Origin of the sequence: Tenacibaculum aiptasiae (assembly GCF_965221665.1) — a bacterium.
Classification (GTDB): Bacteria; Bacteroidota; Bacteroidia; order Flavobacteriales; family Flavobacteriaceae; genus Polaribacter; species Polaribacter aiptasiae.
Genome location: NZ_CBDCSN010000002.1, coordinates 1,377,695 through 1,398,400, shown reverse-complemented (window position 1 = coordinate 1,398,400; position 20,706 = coordinate 1,377,695). Strand labels below are relative to the sequence as shown.

Sequence of the window (20,706 nt, the reverse complement as noted above, 5' to 3'; positions counted from 1 at the left end):
TAAGCTTTTAATGTGCCTCTAGCCAATTTTCTCCTAAACCAACCTCAACATCTAATGGAACTGACATTTTAAATGCATTTTCCATTTCTTCTTTTATAATTGGCTGAATAATATCTAATTCATCTTTATGAGCATCAAACACCAATTCATCATGTACTTGTAACAACATCTTTGATTTGAAATTTTCTTTTTCAAATCTGTTGTGAATATTAATCATTGCAAGCTTTATAACATCTGCAGCACTACCTTGTATTGGTGCATTTACTGCATTTCGTTCGGCAGCACTACGTACAATACCATTACGAGAATTAATATCTTTCAAATATCTACGGCGCCCTAAAATTGTTTCCACATAACCATTTTCACGAGCAAAATCTACTTGCTTTGAGATATAGCTTTTCAACTTTGGGTATGTTTCGTAATATGTATCAATTAAAGCCTTTGCTTCTTTTCTTGATAAATCTGTTTGATTACTTAATCCAAATGCCGAAACTCCATAAATAATTCCAAAGTTTACTGTTTTAGCATTACTACGTTGCTCTCTCGTTACCTCATCGATAGCTACATTGAAAACTTTTGCTGCTGTTGAAGCATGAATATCTTCTCCATCCTGAAATGCTTTAATCATCGTTTCCTCTTCACTTAAAGCAGCTATAATTCGTAATTCAATTTGAGAATAATCGGCAGCTAATAATACGTGATTTTCATCTCTAGGAATAAAAGCTTTTCTAACTTCTTGCCCTCTTTTTGTTCTTATTGGAATGTTCTGTAAATTCGGATTATTAGAACTCAATCTACCTGTTGCAGCTACAGCTTGTGCATATACTGTATGTACGCGTCCTGTTTTAGGATTCACCTCATTTGGTAAAGCATCTACATAAGTGCTTTGTAGTTTTTTGTATTGACGATATTCTAAAATATTAGCAATTATCTCATGATCTTTTGCTAATGCTGAAAGTACATCTTCAGCGGTTGAATACTGTCCTGTTTTTGTTTTTTTAGGTTTATCAACCAACTTCATGTTTTCAAACAAAACAACTCCTAACTGTTTAGGTGATGCTATATTGAACTCCTCTCCTGCTTCTTTATAAATATTTTGCTCTAACTGTTCAATATCTTTTGCTAAATCTACCGATAAAGACTTTAAGAAATCAGTATTTAAGTTAACCCCTTCTATCTCCATTGCTGTTAACACCGATACTAAAGGTGCTTCAACATCTTTAAATAACCCTGTTAAGTTTCCACTTTCTAACTCCTCTGAAAAATGTTCTTTTAATTGGTAAGTTATATCTGCATCTTCTACTGCATATTCGCTTTGCTTTGGAAGCTCTACCTGACGCATTGATAGCTGATTCTTTCCTTTTTTCCCTATTAATTCGGTAATTGATACTGGCTGATAATTCAAATAAGTTTCTGAAAGAACATCCATATTATGACGCATATCTGGATTTATCAAATAATGCGCAATCATAGTATCAAACAATTTTCCTTTTACAGGCATATTATAATTTGACAATACTTTAATATCGTATTTTAAATTATGTCCTACTTTTTCTATGTTATCATTTTCAAAAAACGGTCTGAATTCTTCAAGTATCGTTTGTGTTTCTTCTTGGTCTTCTGGAAATGTAACATAATACCCTTTCTTTTCCTCCCAAGAAAAAGCGATACCTATTAACTCTACTTCTAAAGCTTTTAATCCAGTAGTTTCTGTATCAAAACACACCGATTCCTGTTGCATTAATTTACTCAACAACAGTTTCCTAGACACTGGTGTATTTATTAATTGGTAAAAGTGATTTGTATTATCAATAGTTCTAAAACCATTAATGTTATTTTCTTCACTAACTTTTCCAGTTCCTGGTGCTGCAAATAAATCGAACTGACCTATATTGTTAGCTCCATCTGCTACTGCTTTCTTAGTTGTTTTACTTGAACTTTCTTCAGCTACAGGTTTTGCTCCAAATGTTTTTAAAAAGTTATCACTTAAGCGTCTAAACTCTAACTCATTAAATATTTCTGTTGTTTTTTGAATATCTGGTTGTTCAAAAATCAACTTATCCTGTTCTAATTCAACAGGCACATCTAACATTATGGTTGCTAATTTTTTAGAAAGTAATCCTAGTTCGGCATTTGCCTCTACTTTCTCCTTCATCTTTCCTTTTAGCTCGTGGGTATTTGCTAGCAAGCCTTCCATAGTTCCATAGGCAGCAAGGAATTTTTTAGCTGTTTTTTCTCCAACACCTGGTAACCCTGGGATGTTATCTGCTGAATCTCCCATCATCCCCAAGTAATCTATAACTTGTTCTGGGGTTTCTACACCAAATTTTGTTTTTACTTCCTCAATTCCCCATTTCTCATAACCATTCCCCATTCTTGGTGGACGGTACATAAAAATGTTATCTGAAACCAATTGAGCAAAATCCTTATCAGGTGTAACCATATAAGTTTGTAAACCTTCTTTCTCTGCTTTTTTTGCTAAGGTTCCTATAATATCATCCGCTTCGTACCCTTCTTTTACAATTGCAGGAATATTCATTGCTTCCAATATCTTTTCAATATATGGAACAGCTATTTTAATAGCTTCTGGTGTTTCTTGTCTATTCGCTTTATACTCAGGAAAAGCTTCTACTCTATCTACGCTTCCACCTCTATCAAAACAAACAGCTAAATAATCTGGTTTCTCACGCTTTATTACATCAATTAAAGAATTTGTAAATCCTAAAATTGCCGATGTATCCATTCCTTTTGAATTAATACGTGGATTTTTTATAAAAGCATAATATCCTCTGAATATTAGTGCAAATGCATCAAGTAAAAAAAGTCGTTTTTGTTCTGCCATTTTATTATTTAAAGCCTAATGAAATAAATTACTGATATAGATTGAATTAAGAAAAATAACCTATAGAAATTGTTCCTACGAACTCCGTTTGTAAAGCTACAAAACTTTAACAAGATGTTAAAAATTGATTTTTTAGAATCCCCCTATCTTTGTTCGACTTAAAAAAACATAAATATGTCTCGTTGGCTTATAACAATCATTATCATTTCGTTACTTATTATTTTACTTGAAACTTATGCTTTTCAAGCCATTAAAACAGTAACTAAAAATAAGTTTATTCGTTACGGATGGTTACTCTTCGGAGTTTTAGCATACGTCAACTTTTTTTATGTAATTTTTACTTCCGATAGAAGTTCTGGTCAAACCAAGCAATTTCAATGGGCATTTGGTTTTTTACTACTAGCTTTAGTTCCTAAATTATTTATTTTATTGTTTATGCTAGGAGAAGATTTAGTAAGATGTATTCAAAAAGCTATCTCGTATTTTTCCTCAAATGACACTAAAGAATTGGCTGGAAGAAGAAGTTTTATTGCCAAATTAGCTTTAGGTATTGCTGCCATTCCTTTTGCAAGTTTACTTTATGGAATCTTTAAAGGTAAATACAATTATAAAGTACTTAAATATCAATTAAAATTTAGTGATTTACCTGATGCTTTCGATGGTTTTACTATTACTCAAATTACCGATATTCATTCTGGTAGTTTTACTAACAAAGAAGAAATTCAATATGGTGTTGATTTAATAAACGAGCAAAAATCAGATGTAATTTTATTTACTGGTGATATTGTAAACAATTTTGCTACTGAGATGGATAACTGGATTGACACTTTTAAACAATTAGAAGCTCCTTCGGGAAAATATTCTATCCTTGGAAACCATGATTATGGTGATTACTCGAAATGGGAAAGCAAAGAGGAAAAAACTGCAAATTTTGACGCCATTAAAGGAATTCACCCTAAAATTGGTTTTGATTTATTACTAAATGAGAATAGATATCTTGAAAAAGATGGTCAAAAAATAGCTTTAATTGGTGTAGAAAACTGGGGAAAAGGTTTTAATCAAGCTGGTGACTTACAAAAGGCTTCTGAAGGAATTAATAAAAACGATTTTAAAGTATTAATGAGTCACGACCCTAGTCATTGGGAATATAAAGTTAAAAAAGACGATTTTAACTACCAGTTAACCCTAAGCGGACATACACATGGTTTACAATTTGGTATAGAAATCCCAGGATTTATCAAATGGAGCCCTGCCAAGTATGTTTACAAGCAATGGGCTGGTTTATATGAGGAATTTGGGCGCTATATTAACGTAAATAGAGGTTTTGGATACCATGCTTTTCCTGGAAGAGTGGGTATTTGGCCAGAAATTACTGTAATAGAGCTAAAAAAAGCCTGATTTTTAAAGGAATTTAAACAAATGTTAATATCTATTTAAAAAAAAATCGGTAATTTTGATAAATTTTTTATATAAAACTTTATAGGAATGACAAAGTTTGGTGAAATTATAAGTATTGACAAACCTGTTTTAATTGACTTTTATACAGATTGGAGCGAGGTAGAACCTAGCTTAGACACACTTCGTGATGTTGCTGCTGCTTTAGGAGACAAAGCTAAAGTTATTAAAATAGACATTAAAAAGAATGAAGTTCTTGCTGATGCTTTGCGCGTTAAAGGAAACCCAACTTTTATGATTTATAAAGATGGTGAAATGAAATGGCGCCAGACCGGTGAGCAAGATGCTAACACTTTAATCGGCTTAGTACAACAGTACGTTTAAAGTACAGCCTTAAATTCATACCCCTTTTTTGTATATTCTTCTAAAAACCTTGGAAGAGCATAATACAGCCTGCCACTTGCTTTTATACTATCATGAAAAACGATAACACTTCCTTTTTCAGTATTATCTAACACATTTTTTAAGCATTTTTCTTTAGTTACTGAGATGTCAAAATCTGCAGAAAGGACATCCCACATTACAACCCTATACCCTTTTTTAAGTATTTCTTTTGCTTGTTTTGCTTTTATCTTACCATAAGGAGGTCTAAACAATTTTGTTTCGTTAAACTCCTTTATTTTGAAAATCTCATTGTTAATAATCTCTTCACAAAGCTCAACATTCTTTATATAGTCTTCTTGATTCGTTTTCCAACCATTTAGGTGATTAAATGTGTGATTCCCTACCGAATGTCCTTCTTTTACTATTCTCGAAAAAACTATTGGGTGTTTTCTAATATTATCCCCAATGCAAAAAAAAGTTGCTTTTGCTTTATATTTTTGCAATTCATCTAACACAAACTCTGTAACCTCTGGAATAGGCCCATCATCAAAAGTTAGATAAATTTCTTTTTTATTAGAAGAGAAACACCACGTATACTTAGAAAATATCTTTTTAAGCATACGTGGTGTCTTTATAAAATACAACCTCATTAATTTTAAGGTTTTATAGAATCTAATTGCTGCATAAATCGCTCATTTTCTTCTGTTGATGATGGATTAAACAAACCTTCATGAACTAAATAATCTTTAAGCGCTTTTTTACCATATTCTGTATCATCATAACGCATAATTTGCTGCATTACATTTTGATACATATATAAATACGTTTCTATATTCTCTTTTACTAAATCTAAGTCTTCATAATCAAACGTATGATAATACTTTAATTTTTGCTGGAAAATTTTAGCTAATGTTTCAGATGTTTCTCTAGCCTTATCAATATCTCCCATGCGGTAATATAACTCAGGATATCCTAAAGAAATACTGTAGTGATCAAAATCTTTAATTGGCATTTTGTACAATGATAAATCTAATACATCTTTTGCTTTTACCGAATCTCCTTGTTTCATAAACTCTTCTGACAATCGCATTAAGTTGTTTCTAATTGATATTGCATTACGTTTACTTTGCTCATCTAAATAGATTTTACCGTTATTAATGGTTTTCCAATCCCATTTTTTAACATTTGCATACATTTTCTCTGGGTCAATACGTCCCATATCAAACATAGACTTTCCTTTATTTGGTGTCTTTATAGGCACTAGTTTATATGCCATTCCATCTAACTGTAAATAGTCTTTTAACCAAATGTATTCTTCATCTGCATTTGCTCCTCCTGTAAAGTAAATTGGACGTTTCCAATCGAAATTATTTAAGATATCTAACATTAAAATTCTATTCTTTGTTAGTCCTTGCTCATCTACAGTTATGTCTATAAATGGTAAAATCTTATCAGCATCTTTTTGAGCTACCAATCCAGTTTTTAATACGTTTTCTTTATTTACTGGAATTCGAATTCTATTTACAGGATAAAACTTTTCTTTAGAATCTTCTCCCGTTTCTAAATACGTTCTATCACTATCACTTGAAATCCAACGCATAAATGTATCTATAGTCCAAATTGAATCCTTCAACTGAGGTATTGGGTAAAAATATGCTACATCTAAAGTTCCATACTTATATTGGTCATGTGTTAATTTTGATGGTATCGGATCAGCATCGTAGGTTTTCTTTTTCATTTGATCTATATACCAATCTGTTTGAAAAAGACTTGTATTTACAATTTTAATATCTGGTCGAACACCTTCTACCTGTTGCATATACCATAATGGGAACGTATCGTTATCTCCAATAGTAAATATAATTGCATTCGGATCGCAACTTTCTAAATAAGTTTGTGCATTTAACTGTGCAATATATCTGTCTGCTCTGTCATGATCATCCCAGTTTTGAGCTCCCATTAATACTGGTACTGCTACTAATGAAACTACTGATACTGCTATAGCTACCGTTCTTTTATTCGCATAGTTCTTAAAATATTCATACAGCGCTAACACCCCAAATCCTATCCAAATAGCAAATACATAAAACGAACCTACTACTGCATAATCTCTTTCTCTTGGTTCAAATGGTTTTGGATTAGTATAGAATATAATTGCAAACCCTGTGAATGCAAAAAACATTGCTAGTGTATATAAATTCTTTTTGTCTTTTTTGGCCTGATATAACAATCCTATTAATCCTAAGATTAATGGTAAAAAGAAATAGGTATTACGTCCTTTATTATTCTTTACATCATCTGGTAAGTTTTTTTGCGAACCTAAACGAGCTTCATCAATAAAATTAATTCCACTTAACCAGTTTCCTGACTCTATATCTAAATGCCCTTGTATATCGTTTTGACGACCTACAAAATTCCACATAAAGTAACGTCCATACATATAACCGAACTGGTAATCGAGCATAAACCTCATATTTTCTATAAAGGTTGGACGTCTTTTACTTCTTGCTGGTATTCCTGCTATTCTTTTATAATGTTGTTCCGAACCTGGATCTACCATTCTTGGTATAAACCCTTTGTGTTTACTTGAATAATTAGGTAATACATTTTTGTATTTGTTTACAATTACATATTTCCCGTCCTTCTTTTCATACTTAGGCTTATCATCTCTATATGGATTTTTTGGATCTTGTTCTCTGTCGTAAGCTACCGAATAGTATTTATCATAAAACACATTAGCATCACCATACTGCTCACGATTATAATACGCTAACAACTCTCTTGCGCTTGAAGGGTTGTTCTCATTAATTACTGTATCTGCATTTGCACGTATTGGTAACATTAACCATGATGAAAAACCAATCATGATAAATAATATAGACAACACTAAAGTATTTCCTGTTACTAAACCTTTTTTACGAGTATAGTTTAATCCAAAATAGAACAATGCAATTAATACTATTCCGGCTATAATAGTTCCTGAATTATACGGTAATCCTATTTGATTGATAAAGAAAAGTTCTGATACACTAAAAAACTTAAGTGTGAATGGAAATAAAAACTTAAATACAAATGCTAATACTAATATTGAAACTACCGTTGCTATTGCTGTAGTTTTTACATTGATATCTTTATACGTTTTAAAGAAGTATAATAATACTATTGATGGTATTACTAATAACGATAATATATGCACTCCAAACGAAAGTCCTACAACAAAACTTATTAGCACTAACCATTTATTACCTCTTGGTGTATTAATTTCACTTTCCCAACGTAATCCTAACCAAAATAACAACGCCATTAAAAATGATGACATTGCATACACTTCACCTTCTACTGCACTAAACCAAAAACTATCTGAGAATGTATATGCTAAAGCTCCAACTACTCCACTTCCTAAAACAGCTATAGCTGCACTTTTACCAAACTCACCATTTCTAGTGGCCATTTTCTTAGCCAAGTCAGTTATAGTCCAAAACATAAACAAAATAGTAAATGCACTTGCTAAGCCCGACATAAAGTTTACCATCATAGCCCACTGACTAGGGTCGCTGGTAAACATTGCAAAGAAAGCTCCTAGCATTTGAAATAAGGGTGCTCCAGGTGGATGCCCTACTTCTAATTTTACTGCTGTAGAGATATATTCACCACAATCCCATGAGCTCACGGTAGGTTCTAATGTTAAAGTATAAGTGATTAATGCCACTGCAAATGTAACCCAACCTAAAATTGTGTTCCATTTTTTGTAGTTAAATTCGTCCATAGATTTTTAATAAAGTTATTGCGAATGTACTAATAACTAGTCTGTTTTTGTTTCTAGCAAAAATATAATTTTGATTATATTTGTAGTGATGCAAACCAGATAATTTTCTGTTAAAGAAAAAAAATCAAAAAAAGTTTTGTGTAAACGAAAAAAGTATGTAAATTTGCATCCGCAATCACGCAATTGGCCTATGGTGTAATGGTAACACACCGGTTTTTGGTACCGATATTCAAGGTTCGAGTCCTTGTAGGCCAACTAAAAAGACTTAACAGATAATGTTAAGTCTTTTTTTTATACAATATATTTTGGTTTTTTTACTTCTTTTCAATTACCGCAGGCAGTATATATTCTTTTATAATCTTATCTGCATTAAGGTGAGCAATGGGGTTATTATACGCCGAAGAAGTTATAACTACCACAAATGGAATGTCTTTAAAAATAAAAATCTTGTTTCCTCCTCTCCCACTACAAAAAGAAACCTCGTAACTCTTACCTTCTACTTTGTATTCTTTATTCCAAAAAAGATAACCATAGTAACCATTTTCTATCCCTGCATTAATTTGACTAACTTGTTTTGATAAACTTTTATCTACCCATTCTTTGGTTAGAATCTGTTTACCATTCCACTTTCCTTTATTCTTATATAATTGACCATACTTTGCAAAATCAATAGCTCTTAATTGTATTCCTCCAGCTGTGTTTCCTACTTTTTGTGGAGTGTATTGCCATTTATAGTTAGTTATATTTAATGGTTTAAATAATTTTTCTTCTGCATAAAACACCAACCCTTTTGGAACCGATTTATGAATAACATCTCCCAAAACAACGACTCCTGCTGTAAAATAAGAAAAATCTTTCCCTATTCTTTTTTTCTTTTCCATAGGTAAATCAAGTGAAAATTTAACCCAATTTTTCGTTGGATACATCTTCTCTTCGTTCCCTATACTATTGTAGTCACTATCATCTCCAACAAACCCTGAACTCATTGTTAAAAGAGATTTTAAGCTTACAGAATCTTTCTTTTTACTATAATTTTCAAACGATTGTAAATCATAAAAGTCTTTCAACAATACATTTTCACTTTGTATATAGTTTTCTTTAATAGCCATTCCTAATACTGTAGAAGCAAATGATTTTCCTACTGACCTTGCATCATGCAAACTATTTCTAGTTGCTCCATTAAAATATTCTTCTATTAATAATTTGTTCTCTTTTATAACTACAATCCCATTGATATCTTCAAATCTTTTTTCTGCTATTTTTCTGTTCAAATCCTCTATCTTTTTTACATTAAAAGTGCTTTTTGATAATTCCCATCCACTATTCGGTTGTATTTTTTGAATAGGTATCAAACTTTCATCCACAGGAATTTTAGCCACCTCAACGGTAATATTTCCTTTAGCTAATACAGGGCCCACTTTTAATGTTTCTGTTTTTACATAAGGTCGAACCTCAAAAATTAAAGAATGTTTACTTCCCACCAACACATCTTGTCCTCCACTTAATTTCATGAATTTCATCCACATAAACCAACCCCAAAAATCAATTTGTTCTGGATACATTAAAGGAATAAAGTGTTTTCTTTTTTTAGTTTTAAAGTCAACTGTTCCTGCTCCTTTATTTAAATTCTCAACATGTATCTTTTTTCCATCTACTATAATTGAAAACTGAAAGTTTCCTTTATTTAGTAATTGATCATCTGTTAAATTAGGGGCTAACAATTTAAGATTTTCAATAAGCGGTTTATCTAATGCAAAGTGAATATTTAAGTATTTGTCCTTATGTAAAGTGAAGCTGTCAGTATAATTTTTTGATGTTATTTTACGTTTCTGAAAGTCAATTTTGGAGAAAAATAATTTTCCAGTTGCTACGTCTTCTGATTTCTTTTGTGCGAAGCTTATCGTATTGTTAGAAATAAGTAAACAAACAATAAGCATTAAGTAATAATTTAATCTCATGTTTTTAATTTAAATTTTCTACAAACATATCTTCACACAAGACAGCAATAGCTCCAAACTATAAAATGGTACTCATTTTAAGTTGTTCTGATGTATCTTTTATTGATTTTTTATAAACTAAAGGAGTAACTCCTTTTATATTTTTAAATACTCTATTAAAAGTTGTTTTTGAATTAAAACCACATTCAAAAGACAAACCTAACAATGTTATATGATTGTATTTTTCATTACGCATTTTTTCTATTACTGCTTGTACACGATATTCATTTACAAAATCAGAGAAATTCTTATTCAACCCATCATTAATTACTTTTGATAGAACATGCGGAGTCATATTTAAATTCTCTGCTAAAGATTTTAATGTTAAATCAGGATTTAGATAAAACTGGTTTATTATCATCTGTTCTTTTAACCAAGATGCTTTTTTGTAGATTTCTTCTGATGGTTTTTCTTTCTTTATTGTGTCCTCACTATTTTTTAGCAGTACTGTTTCCTGTCTTAAAAAGGTTTTAGCACCTAGGCGAGTCGCTATAAAAAAGATGGATGTTACAGAACTTAACTTAAAAATAAATACTACCGAATTACTTATACTATAAGGTGCCCATAAAAACGAAAAGAATGCAAATACAACAACAATCTTATACATCCATTTTAAAATATAAACATCCTTTGGTTCAAATCTTTTGTTTAGCCAAGAATGATAAATTCTATAGGTAAAAAGGTAAATAACGGAGAATAGTACAATTGCAAAAATAATTTTTTTAGCCATGGACAAGGTTTATAGTTAAGACTATAAACTCTTCCTTTTGTTACAAGTTTCCAACTCATTATCAATAGCTTGAATCTAATAAAAATCAGCTCTATAATTTTCTAAAATAATTTTTATTGTAACAAATTTTAAAGCTGATCGTCTCCCTTGTAAAACTAAAACAAACCATTATGAAACGAATTTTAACAGCATTATTTTGCTTTTTCTTAGTAAGCTTATCTGCACAAGAAGCCAAGTTCAAACAATTTTACAAGAGTCATAAAGACAAATCTGCTTTTTCTATAAACTTATCTAGTTCTTTTGCTGGTTCTTTTTTAGATGACACTGATAATAAAGAATTAAAAAATCTTTTAGAGCAATCGAGCGACTTTAAGATTATGATTTTTGATAATAACAACAATAATGTTTCAAAAGATTTTAGACGTTTTTCTAGAAAAAACAGTTTAAAAACTTTAGTAAGAGCTAAAGATAAAGGTGGTAAAGCAGAAATTTTATTCTTAGAAAAGAAGGGATATGTAAGAGAAATTATTGTAAGAGCTAGTGGCGATAGTGATAAATTAGTATTATTAGGTATTAAGACTAAAATTACAAAAGACGAATTAGCTGGTTTATTAGCATCTACTAAAAACAAAGTAGCTTCTAGATAAAAGCAAACATAAGTACTTTTATTTCTTTAAAGTACAGCAACTACTTTGAATAACTATATTTATATAAATACCATAACGGTAATTATTTAAACAAAACAACGAGGGTTATAATCTATTTATAACTCTCGTTATTCTTTTAGTATCATTAGGCTTACCAAAACACTTTGCTTATAAGCAAAATACTTCTTTCACTAGTGACAAAATATTCTTCACTCGAGGCTTTGTTTATTCTTCCACTAAGAAGAGTTTCAAAAGTTTATGGTTATAGATATTTTATTTAGTCTTTCTTCTTTTCTGACTTTTTTAATTTCCCAAACAACAAATAATATAACCACATTACAAAGCCAAAACCAGCACTTAATATATAATCTATACTCTCTACATTTTGCCCTTTTATCATTGTAAAAAGATATTTTACAATTACTGATATTAAGCAGAACACTATCAAGTACACTAAATATCTTATTATTCTATTCATTTTTCTCTCCTAAAACTAACAAAAAAACTCTTCATATCACAGTAAAACAAAAGGTAAAAACACTCTTTCAAACTGCATACAATACTTTACTATAACATTATTCTCTACTGGATAAACACAACCAAAATCAGTATTCTGTAAAGCTTCAAAATCTTTATCTAATACTATATTACTAGAAAATATAAGTGTATTATTTTGATAAAATCTAATTTGACTTTGAACCGTTGATAAATCACCACCCGAATATTTAAATAACCAGTTCTTCTTCATATTTTTTAGTAATTCAATATTTTCTGTTTTTAATATTTTACCCTTAGGGATTTTAGCAGAAATACTATCCGAATCTTCCTTATTTACTATAAGATAAACAACCCAATTACCTTCATTAAAATTACAACTATCTAAAACTGTAATTACATCTCCTTTTTCATATTCTTTTTTAGTTGAATATGATTCATTTTCCGCATTGATAAAAACAAGTATTGGATTAAAAAACAAATAAGTAATTATACTTAAAACAAAAACAATTAATAAACTTTTTAAGTTTTTCATTAAACTCATTTTATAATCAAACTAAAAAACTATCTCGTCTCATATATCTTAAAGTCCTTCTCTTGCAGGAGAGTATATATACATTGTCTTATAAAAAGAATATAAAGTTCTGCTTATATCATTATTAGCAACTGAATTAAATATTAAAGCATCTGATTTCACATTCATTTTCAAACTATTAAACACAACTCCTTTAACACCATAGTTTTTCTCCAGATTATCTTTAAATTTTTGCAAAAACTCTTTTTTTGACTTAATACTTTCTAATTTTGAATATACATTCATTTCTTTTTCAAGTATTATTATTTTATCATAATACTCATAGTAAAGCACTTGTTGTTCTTCACTTTTATTTTTAAAAAAACGCCTTATTTCATTAATCTCTTCGTTAAATATTTTAGTACTGGCATCGTTAGAGAATATTAAAGTTTTCACCTCTAATTTCTCCTTTTTACACGAAAGAAAAACGAGAAAAATCAAGATAACCCATAAAGTATTTTTCATTTTAATATTTTTTCTAAAAATAAAAAAAACCTCGTTCCCGATAGTCCCTGACTAGTCGCAAACACAATTAATTTTCATCTAAAATAAAAAACTACTTCAATTTCTTAAAGTAGTTTTTATTAATTAGAATAATATCTTTTATATACTATTTCATTTGTTATTTCCTTTTACCACACGATACAATCGTGCGGGAGCTAGGGCCATCTGATACACTATCCTTTTTATTGTTAATTATCTATATCTAATTATTCTCCTAAATAAATAAATTTTGTGTTATATAAAACATCGTTTTCATCAAAATAGATTTCACTAAATATTTCAACCTCTCTAATAACTCCATATAATCTAGACACACATTTTTGACCTTCTCTAGATGAATGATCCATTCCTGTATTTTTAATATCTTTTTTATCTAAAATATACTTCCCATATGTTTCATCATAACTTAACAACCAAGCATCATTAATGTCTGAATATATTATATAATGTGGTCTTTTTTGATTATAAAAATAAAACCCCGACACATACAATTTGTTTCCCTTCAATTCAAATTTAGTATTCTTATTCTCTAGAAAAAAAGATAACATCTCTTTTCTATTAATTACCATTTTCTTAAGCTTTTCACTAACTGTATAAACTAATTCATCATTAATTTTTTGAGGCAACTCTTTTCCATTTGCATCTATCAAACTATCATTTCTAATAGCAGAATTAGTTATTTTACAATTATTTTTATAAAATAATTCTGTAGAATTACTCCATTTAGTTAGATCAATTTTAGATATAAATTCATTGTTCATTCTATTCATACATGAATTCATTAAGAAACACACACCTGAAAGAAGTAACAACTTTAATATTAACACTCTAGTCATAATTCTATTTTTTCTTTTTACTTAAATTAAACTCTCTATTAGGTTTTGGTTTTTCAGCACTTTGTTTAACATGATTTCTTAAATAAGTTCCTCCTTTATAATAAGTTCCTCTTTTTTGATATTGTCCGTTAACCATATTATAAAAAAATGTATTAAACTGTAATCTTGTCGCTCCTACATTGGTATGCCCATTTCTAATCAAACTTAAAATGTTTCCATTCTTATCGTAAGTAATTCCTGAAACATTATAGTTAGATCCGTTAACTCCTGTTGCTCCTAAAATTCTATTAAGTGCATCGTAGTTATAGGTATATGTTTTTGAACTTGTATCTGTATTTAAAGTATTCCAACTTGTTTGGCTAATGTTTCCGTTATACAAACGTTTGTTGGCATCTGTTATGTCGTTATACTTTAGGCTAAAGTTAAATAAATCGTTGTCATTATTCGCATCTTGGTTAATGTTTTTTAACCATCCGCGTACATTGTATTTGTAATCTATTAGGACTATGTAAAACAACAAAACCACAACATTACTGCTGTGGCTTTATTTATTTTTAAAATTTGATTTCTATTTACTTACTCATACTCTGGACGGAAAATATTTCCGCGCTATCGGGATAATATATTAACGAATCACTCACTCTTGCATGCCACTAGTCAGAGACTAGCGGGAGCGGGGGAGTAGGGAAACATCTATCTGTTACATTATTAAATCTCTATATAATTTATAACGATTTTCTTCTAATGGTCTTCCCCAAGAAGTTGTACTCTCTAAACCTCTATTTGACAAAATTTCATTTGGAATCTTTAAGAGAATATTATGAGATTTAAGAATATTGATACTAGAAATTAAAAATTTATCTGGAAATTCTGTATCATCTCCATATAAATCAACTATACCTATTTCTATTACTCTATCTATCAACTTATAAAAATCCTTAAATAATTCTTTAGGTATTTTATTAATTAAATCATTAGGCAACTCGTCTCCTCTACCAGTTATAGCTATTTCGAAACCTTTTTCTTCCCACTCCATCAAATTAGAAGATTTTAATAATAATAATAAATGATTTAAAAGCTCAGTTATTTTATGATCCTCTATAAAATATTTATCACAAAATAGTTTTACCGCTAATGCCCCTATTGCTTGTTTCTCTCTTTTATTTAATTTACTTATCCAATTTAATTCCATTATAAAATATTAATTTTTTACATCTATATTATTCCTTTCTAGAACACCACTACAAGTAGAACAAGGAGCTTTATTTGTTCCATGGATTCCTGATGTACTAGACTTACCTCTAACATTGGATACTGAAACTTTTGCTCCAGTAACATCATACCCTTTATTTCTTGCTCTTGCTATAGCATTTATCTCTGCACATTGACCACAAAACTCATTAATCCCAACTGCATTCAAATCAGCTTTAGTTCTAGCATTGCTAACCTTACCTCTATTTCTTCCTACAATAATTCTTCCATTTTTCAACTCTAGAACCGCTACTGTATTAGGTCTAGATTTTGAAGGAAGATTTTGAGCTTTATCAGCTAATCTTTGAGCTGGGTTTTTAACTTTTACAGAGAATTTCCCTTTTATTTTACCTGGTGTAACAACTGAAGCTACAACTGCTGCTCCTGTATAAGCTACCCCCCCAATAGCTTGCATATCTCCTTTTTTTGCAGCTTGAACAGTTTTGTTCATTGCTACTGTGTCACCAGCTCCTCCTATATTTAAATTAATAACTGCTTTTTTATAATCGCCATCAATGGCTTGAGCCAGTCCTCTTGTTGTTTTATTTACATAATCTTCTGAATCCGTCTTTGCATCAGGTAAACTTTCAACACCAGCCTTCATCCACCCCACATAAAGTTGAGAAACCGAACTACCTTTAGTTTTATTACCTAAATAATTTAAAGCAGCTCTTGCGTACTTCTTCCATCCTGGTGGCAATGGAAATTCTCCATTTTTCTCCTCATAGAAGATAGGATTATTTGCTGCGTAAATATAAGGAGATTGATTACTGTAAACATCAGCTTTAGGGTCAATTGATGTAAATAAAGCAATAGAAGGGTCATACATTCTCGCTCCATACTCATATAAATTTACCCCTAATGATTGTTCAAATTCCTTGCCATTAAATTTAAACTTCTGCGCAACACTATTCCCTAAAGAAGATACATTTCCATTATACCCTTTATGTTTTAATCCAAAAGGATAGTAATTAGATTCTTCTACAATCTCAGTACTAGCAGTAATTACACCATCGTTGTTACTATCTGTATATGATAAACGAACATTACCTAAGTGGTCTTTGTATTGGTATACATATTTGAAACCTGTATTATCTTTCTTTATATAACCCTCTGGGTGGTTAAAGAATTGTAAAACATTATTCTCATACATATAGTTTCCTGCATACTCTGTAGTGGTACCATTTACGATCTTCTTTAACTTCATTCCTGCTGCATCGTAGGTGTAAGTAATATTTTGACCACCTATGGTTACCTGTGTTGGTAAATTTAAATGGTTGTAAATAATATTAGTGATGCCTTTATTGGCATCCGTTTTCATATTACCATTGGCATCGTAGGTATAATCGTTCCCTGTATTTGTACCATCTTTAAATCCATAGGTATCATTACCATCATCACGTACACCTAGTAATTTATTTCCAGCATCATAACTGTAATAAAGTTGATCCATTAAACCAAAAGAAGTAGCATTACTATTGGTATGTCCATTTCTGCTTAAATAAGTGATATTACCATTTTTATCATAATAAACAGAAGAAAGTGTATAATTATGTGTTAAACTCCCTGTAGCTACTGTGATTCTGTTTAAAGCATCATAGCTATAGGTATAAGTTCTTGAACTTGTATCTGTATTTAAAGTATTCCAACTAGTTTGGCTGATGTTTCCGTTATACAAACGTTTGTTAGTATCAGTTATGTCGTTATACTTTAGGCTAAAGTTAAATAAATCGTTGTCATTATTCGCATCTTGGTTAATGTTTTTTAACCATCCTCGTACATTATACTTGTAATCAACTGTTTGTAGCCCTTTGTTATTGTCTACAACTTTTAGGTCTTTGATTTGTGTCCCTGTATGATATATTGAAATATCTCCTAATAAAACCCCTGATGATGGAGTTTGCGAAACATAAAATGTTTCTCCATTCTTTTTATAATGGATTTCATTTCTTATACGTTCTACTCTAAAAACATCTCCTATAGCATTTGTAGTTTTATTTCCTTTATTCAATGACGACTCATAAATATCAACATAACTTCCTCTTATATAAATTGCATAATCTATTGTTCCATAATGTGCATTCGTATTAGTACTTGATAATCCTGCTATATAATATTTACTATTATCTACAGTTGTAAACTCTACATACCCATCTCCTGTAAAACTTCCTTGGGTAGCTAATCCTTCTGTCCAATTTGCTACTCCTGTTTTTGTAATTACATCATCACTAATAGAAATTCCTGAAGTTACATCTTTGTAACCTTTTACTACTCCATTTCCTACTACTTTAGAGGTTAACTGCCCTAGTTCGTCGTAATTATTTTTTACAATTCTATTAGATACCTGATTATTTATCTTTTGTGTTTGACTTATCAATCTATCTAAATGATCATATTCAAAGCTATCCACCGTTACAACATCTGCATGCCCTGTCTTTTTATGTGTTGCCTTTGTTTCTAGTACTCTTCCTGTAAAGTCATCTAACTTACTCTCTACAATATCGGTAGTTTGTAAATAACCATTTTTACTATATAAATAAATCGGACGTGCCTTCTCATCGTAATAAGTAATCGTTGCTGGGATCTCATTGGGTGTCACGTCTACTACACGTGTATACGTTCCCACCAATAATCCTTTCACATTACTTGTTGATGTCTTTCCATAACTTACAACACTCTCTGGAGCTCCTCGTCTATCAAAGTTTTGATAACTATCATAGAAATTTGCCGTCAAAATATATACATTCTGTGTATTTGGAAATGCTCTATGGGTATAATACATCGCAATTCCATTCATATTGTTATATCCTGAACGAACTTCATATAAGTTATCTCCCGTAAAAGTATTTACTGTATTCTGAATAGTTATTCTGTCTGACGCATTTATATAACGTCCTGTATATACTACTCTTCCTAATACATCATACTTAGTAAATAACCATTTATTCTCTGCTCTTAAATTCGCATCTTGAGTAAGTACTGGTCTATCTAACTTATCATATACAATATACTCCCAGTCCTTTCCTGGTATCCTTTTCTCTACCAAACGGTTTCTATGGTCGTATTTGTATTGATAACCCAAGTCGTTTAATTTACTTGTAATACTAGCTAATGTAGCTGTGCTACCTTCCATTTTTGGTGGTAATACATAAGTTAAGTTTCCATACTTATCATATACATAATAAGTATCGTGCTTTTCACTATTGTTATAGGTACGCTTTAAAACTACTTGTCCTTGTTTGTTCTTAAACTCTTCTGTTGTATGGTTTACTCCATCTGCTGGTTCCCAATTCTCATCCTTGGTTACTGTTTTGTATAAAGTACCTGCTAGATAAGATGAGTTTACCGTTAAACTCGGTGTATAAGTATTGTCAGCCAATACTACATCTACTCCAAATGCTCTTACCTCATTTGTTGCGTTTGCTTGGTATTCAAACTTTATACTATGACTATTGTTTGTATAGCCTTTTGAGGAATAACTTGTTCCCTTTGCCCAGTCCTTCCCCGGAGCTGTTTGTTCAAATACTCTGTTTAATGGGGAACTCTCTAGTATTTTTTCTGAATAAGCATTTACATTAGGTAATGATACTCCTGCAAAGTCTTCACTATAATTAGTTTGATAATAACTCTTAGTAGCTGTTGCTACATCTCCTGTTCTTATCAATCCATTTTGTGTAGCTGCTGCATAGGGTAAGTACTCTTTAGTCTGACGCCCTAAAGCATCGTACTCCATATGAGTAACAATATCCTTTCCACTGGTTCCTTGACGGATTCCTATGCTTTGCTTTCCTCTTCCTAATCCATCAAAATAAGCAATACTCTCTATTACATCGCTTGAACTGGTAATTTCCGATGGACTCGTCATTGCTTTTCTATACACTCTATTAAATACATAGTTCTCATTACTAAATACTACTGGTGTATAGCTACATCCATTATTTGCTCCTGCTTCATTTGGACAAGCATCTGTATTATTAGTTACATAACCTGATGGTTTTACACTGTAATAAACACTGTTGTTTGGATCTCCAAAACCGTCATTATCCGCATCTAAATAAAAGGTTTGTGGTGCTATGTTAGTTATATTTGCTGTACTATCATTATAATCGCTTGAATTTGATACATAACCCGATGGTTTTGAACAAGCATTGGTTGTACTTGATGGATTTCCATAACCGTCACCATCTGTATCTGCATACCATACTGATGATTGTTGGATCGAATAACTTACTGTTCGAGCGCTTCCCCAACATCCACTACTATTATTCCTTGCTCTTAAGTAATATACCGAACCACTGGTTCTGGTTAAACTCGTTGATGAGTTACTTGTTGATGTTCCACTTGCACTTGACTGCCAATAATAGGTAACACCACTTGGTTGGCTTCCTTTAGTTAATACTGTGTTATCGCAGTTATTGGTAACTGTTGGAGTTCCTGGTACCGATGGTATCGTATTTACACTATAGTTTACCGTTCTTGCTGAACTCCAACATCCTGTACTGTTATTCCTTGATCTTAAGTAATATACCGAACCACTGGTTCTGGTTAAACTTGTTGATGAATTACTTGTTGATGTTCCACTTGCACTCGACTGCCAGTAAAATGTAACCCCACTTGGTTGACTCCCCTTAGTTAATACTGAACTTCCACAGTTATTGACTACTGAGGCTGTTGGTGGTGTTGATGGAACTGTATTAACACTTATATGAATAGATGATGAATTTGTACTCCAAACCCCACTACTACTGCGTGCACGTAAATAATAAGTCCCTGAGCTAGATACTGTATAGGTACTACTTGAATTAGAAGTACTTGTTCCATTACTAGAGGTTCCTTGCCAATACCAAGTTATGCCACTTGGTGGTGTTCCTCTTGATAACACTGTATTCCCACAATTGTTTTGACTTACTACTGGACCACTTGGTGTTGCTGGTAAAGCTTGTTGTACTGTTACGTAACTTGTTCCTGTATAAGTTAATGATCCTGAACTTCCATTATACTGGATTTCTTTACTCCCTGAACTTGTCCATTTTATCGTTGCTGTGGTAGCTGATTGACTTAATATCGTTGCCCCAGCTACTGTCCATGTCCCTGTATTGGGTTGATTCCCTCCTATAGCACTTACTGTATAGGTATGTGTACTATTTAAGGTTACATTGGTATTTCCACTTATTGGTATTAAGGTGCCAAAACCTGGACCTCCTGGGCCTAAACCTCCCTGCCCATAAACTACCATTCCTAATAACAATAAGAATAGTAATAATTGTTTCTCTAGTCTTTTCATA

15 protein-coding genes and 1 tRNA gene are annotated in these 20,706 nt (G+C 31.1%); 4 read left to right on the top strand and 12 right to left on the bottom strand.

Translation table 11 applies throughout. From position 1 onward, the window contains the following. Nucleotides 1-7: 7 nt before the first annotated feature. Nucleotides 8-2,842 (bottom strand): DNA polymerase I, encoded by a 2,835-nt coding sequence (gene polA, locus ACOQN8_RS06670; RefSeq protein ID WP_420552102.1) that lies wholly within the window; start codon nt 2,840-2,842, stop codon nt 8-10. A gap of 174 nt (nt 2,843-3,016) precedes the next feature. Between polA and ACOQN8_RS06665 the strand changes: the two genes are divergently transcribed. Then, a complete protein-coding gene (locus tag ACOQN8_RS06665) occupies nt 3,017-4,240 on the top strand; it encodes a metallophosphoesterase (RefSeq protein ID WP_420552101.1) in 1,224 nt (407 codons plus the stop codon). Nucleotides 4,241-4,327: 87 nt separating this feature from the next. Continuing rightward, nucleotides 4,328-4,621 (top strand): thioredoxin family protein, encoded by a 294-nt coding sequence (locus tag ACOQN8_RS06660; protein ID WP_150897949.1) that lies wholly within the window; start codon nt 4,328-4,330, stop codon nt 4,619-4,621. Here ACOQN8_RS06660 and ACOQN8_RS06655 read toward each other — a convergent pair. Together ACOQN8_RS06655 and ACOQN8_RS06650 are read right to left on the bottom strand one after the other, a co-directional pair. Continuing rightward, nucleotides 4,618-5,241, bottom strand: coding sequence for a polysaccharide deacetylase family protein (locus tag ACOQN8_RS06655; protein WP_420552100.1), 624 nt, complete (start codon nt 5,239-5,241; stop codon nt 4,618-4,620). The genes ACOQN8_RS06660 and ACOQN8_RS06655 overlap by 4 nt on opposite strands. A gap of 35 nt (nt 5,242-5,276) precedes the next feature. Then, nucleotides 5,277-8,387 carry a protein O-mannosyl-transferase family gene (locus ACOQN8_RS06650; protein ID WP_420552099.1) on the bottom strand — a complete coding sequence of 1,037 codons (3,111 nt, stop codon included), beginning with the start codon at nt 8,385-8,387 and terminating at the stop codon, nt 5,277-5,279. 184 nt (nt 8,388-8,571) lie between these two features. On the opposite strand from ACOQN8_RS06650, the gene ACOQN8_RS06645 reads away from it, so the two are divergent. Beyond that, nucleotides 8,572-8,642, top strand: a tRNA-Gln gene (locus tag ACOQN8_RS06645). 59 nt (nt 8,643-8,701) lie between these two features. On the opposite strand, the gene ACOQN8_RS06640 is transcribed toward ACOQN8_RS06645, so the two are convergent. Both ACOQN8_RS06640 and ACOQN8_RS06635 read right to left on the bottom strand, forming a co-directional pair. After that, on the bottom strand, nt 8,702-10,345 hold the full coding sequence (locus ACOQN8_RS06640; RefSeq protein ID WP_420552098.1) for a serine hydrolase domain-containing protein: 1,644 nt from the start codon (nt 10,343-10,345) through the stop codon (nt 8,702-8,704). A gap of 58 nt (nt 10,346-10,403) precedes the next feature. Then, on the bottom strand, nt 10,404-11,114 hold the full coding sequence (locus ACOQN8_RS06635) for a helix-turn-helix domain-containing protein (RefSeq protein ID WP_420552097.1): 711 nt from the start codon (nt 11,112-11,114) through the stop codon (nt 10,404-10,406). A 170-nt stretch (nt 11,115-11,284) separates the two neighbouring features. Here ACOQN8_RS06635 and ACOQN8_RS06630 point away from each other — a divergent pair, with 170 nt between their 5' ends. Next, nucleotides 11,285-11,761: a DUF4252 domain-containing protein gene (locus ACOQN8_RS06630; RefSeq protein WP_420552096.1), complete on the top strand. Its 477-nt coding sequence runs from the start codon at nt 11,285-11,287 to the stop codon at nt 11,759-11,761. Between the two features lie 277 nt (nt 11,762-12,038). Here ACOQN8_RS06630 and ACOQN8_RS06625 read toward each other — a convergent pair whose 3' ends face one another. The 7 genes from ACOQN8_RS06625 to ACOQN8_RS06595 all read right to left on the bottom strand — a co-directional run bounded on the left by ACOQN8_RS06625 (nt 12,039) and on the right by ACOQN8_RS06595 (nt 20,705). Beyond that, nucleotides 12,039-12,161 (bottom strand): hypothetical protein, encoded by a 123-nt coding sequence (locus ACOQN8_RS06625; RefSeq protein ID WP_420552095.1) that lies wholly within the window; start codon nt 12,159-12,161, stop codon nt 12,039-12,041. A gap of 114 nt (nt 12,162-12,275) precedes the next feature. Further along, complete coding sequence (locus ACOQN8_RS06620) at nt 12,276-12,791, bottom strand: hypothetical protein (RefSeq protein ID WP_420552094.1); 516 nt, start codon at nt 12,789-12,791, stop codon at nt 12,276-12,278. Nucleotides 12,792-12,839: 48 nt separating this feature from the next. Continuing rightward, nucleotides 12,840-13,295 (bottom strand): hypothetical protein, encoded by a 456-nt coding sequence (locus ACOQN8_RS06615; protein WP_420552093.1) that lies wholly within the window; start codon nt 13,293-13,295, stop codon nt 12,840-12,842. Between the two features lie 245 nt (nt 13,296-13,540). After that, a complete protein-coding gene (locus tag ACOQN8_RS06610; protein ID WP_420552092.1) occupies nt 13,541-14,104 on the bottom strand; it encodes a hypothetical protein in 564 nt (187 codons plus the stop codon). 70 nt (nt 14,105-14,174) lie between these two features. Next, nucleotides 14,175-14,690, bottom strand: coding sequence for a hypothetical protein (locus ACOQN8_RS06605; protein ID WP_420552091.1), 516 nt, complete (start codon nt 14,688-14,690; stop codon nt 14,175-14,177). 180 nt (nt 14,691-14,870) lie between these two features. Further along, nucleotides 14,871-15,362, bottom strand: coding sequence for a hypothetical protein (locus tag ACOQN8_RS06600; RefSeq protein ID WP_420552090.1), 492 nt, complete (start codon nt 15,360-15,362; stop codon nt 14,871-14,873). Nucleotides 15,363-15,371: 9 nt separating this feature from the next. Then, complete coding sequence (locus ACOQN8_RS06595) at nt 15,372-20,705, bottom strand: DUF6443 domain-containing protein (RefSeq protein ID WP_420552089.1); 5,334 nt, start codon at nt 20,703-20,705, stop codon at nt 15,372-15,374. Between the last annotated feature and the right edge of the window lies 1 nt (nt 20,706).

Coding starts and splice junctions, on each gene's coding strand:
- polA (WP_420552102.1), bottom strand. CDS start 2,842: ATGGCAGAACAAAAACGACTTTTTTTACTTGATGCATTTGCACTAATA.
- ACOQN8_RS06665 (WP_420552101.1), top strand. CDS start 3,017: ATGTCTCGTTGGCTTATAACAATCATTATCATTTCGTTACTTATTATT.
- ACOQN8_RS06660 (WP_150897949.1), top strand. CDS start 4,328: ATGACAAAGTTTGGTGAAATTATAAGTATTGACAAACCTGTTTTAATT.
- ACOQN8_RS06655 (WP_420552100.1), bottom strand. CDS start 5,241: ATGCTTAAAAAGATATTTTCTAAGTATACGTGGTGTTTCTCTTCTAAT.
- ACOQN8_RS06650 (WP_420552099.1), bottom strand. CDS start 8,387: ATGGACGAATTTAACTACAAAAAATGGAACACAATTTTAGGTTGGGTT.
- ACOQN8_RS06640 (WP_420552098.1), bottom strand. CDS start 10,345: ATGAGATTAAATTATTACTTAATGCTTATTGTTTGTTTACTTATTTCT.
- ACOQN8_RS06635 (WP_420552097.1), bottom strand. CDS start 11,114: ATGGCTAAAAAAATTATTTTTGCAATTGTACTATTCTCCGTTATTTAC.
- ACOQN8_RS06630 (WP_420552096.1), top strand. CDS start 11,285: ATGAAACGAATTTTAACAGCATTATTTTGCTTTTTCTTAGTAAGCTTA.
- ACOQN8_RS06625 (WP_420552095.1), bottom strand. CDS start 12,161: ATGATAAAAGGGCAAAATGTAGAGAGTATAGATTATATATTAAGTGCT.
- ACOQN8_RS06620 (WP_420552094.1), bottom strand. CDS start 12,791: ATGAAAAACTTAAAAAGTTTATTAATTGTTTTTGTTTTAAGTATAATT.
- ACOQN8_RS06615 (WP_420552093.1), bottom strand. CDS start 13,295: ATGAAAAATACTTTATGGGTTATCTTGATTTTTCTCGTTTTTCTTTCG.
- ACOQN8_RS06610 (WP_420552092.1), bottom strand. CDS start 14,104: ATGAATAGAATGAACAATGAATTTATATCTAAAATTGATCTAACTAAA.
- ACOQN8_RS06600 (WP_420552090.1), bottom strand. CDS start 15,362: ATGGAATTAAATTGGATAAGTAAATTAAATAAAAGAGAGAAACAAGCA.
- ACOQN8_RS06595 (WP_420552089.1), bottom strand. CDS start 20,705: ATGAAAAGACTAGAGAAACAATTATTACTATTCTTATTGTTATTAGGA.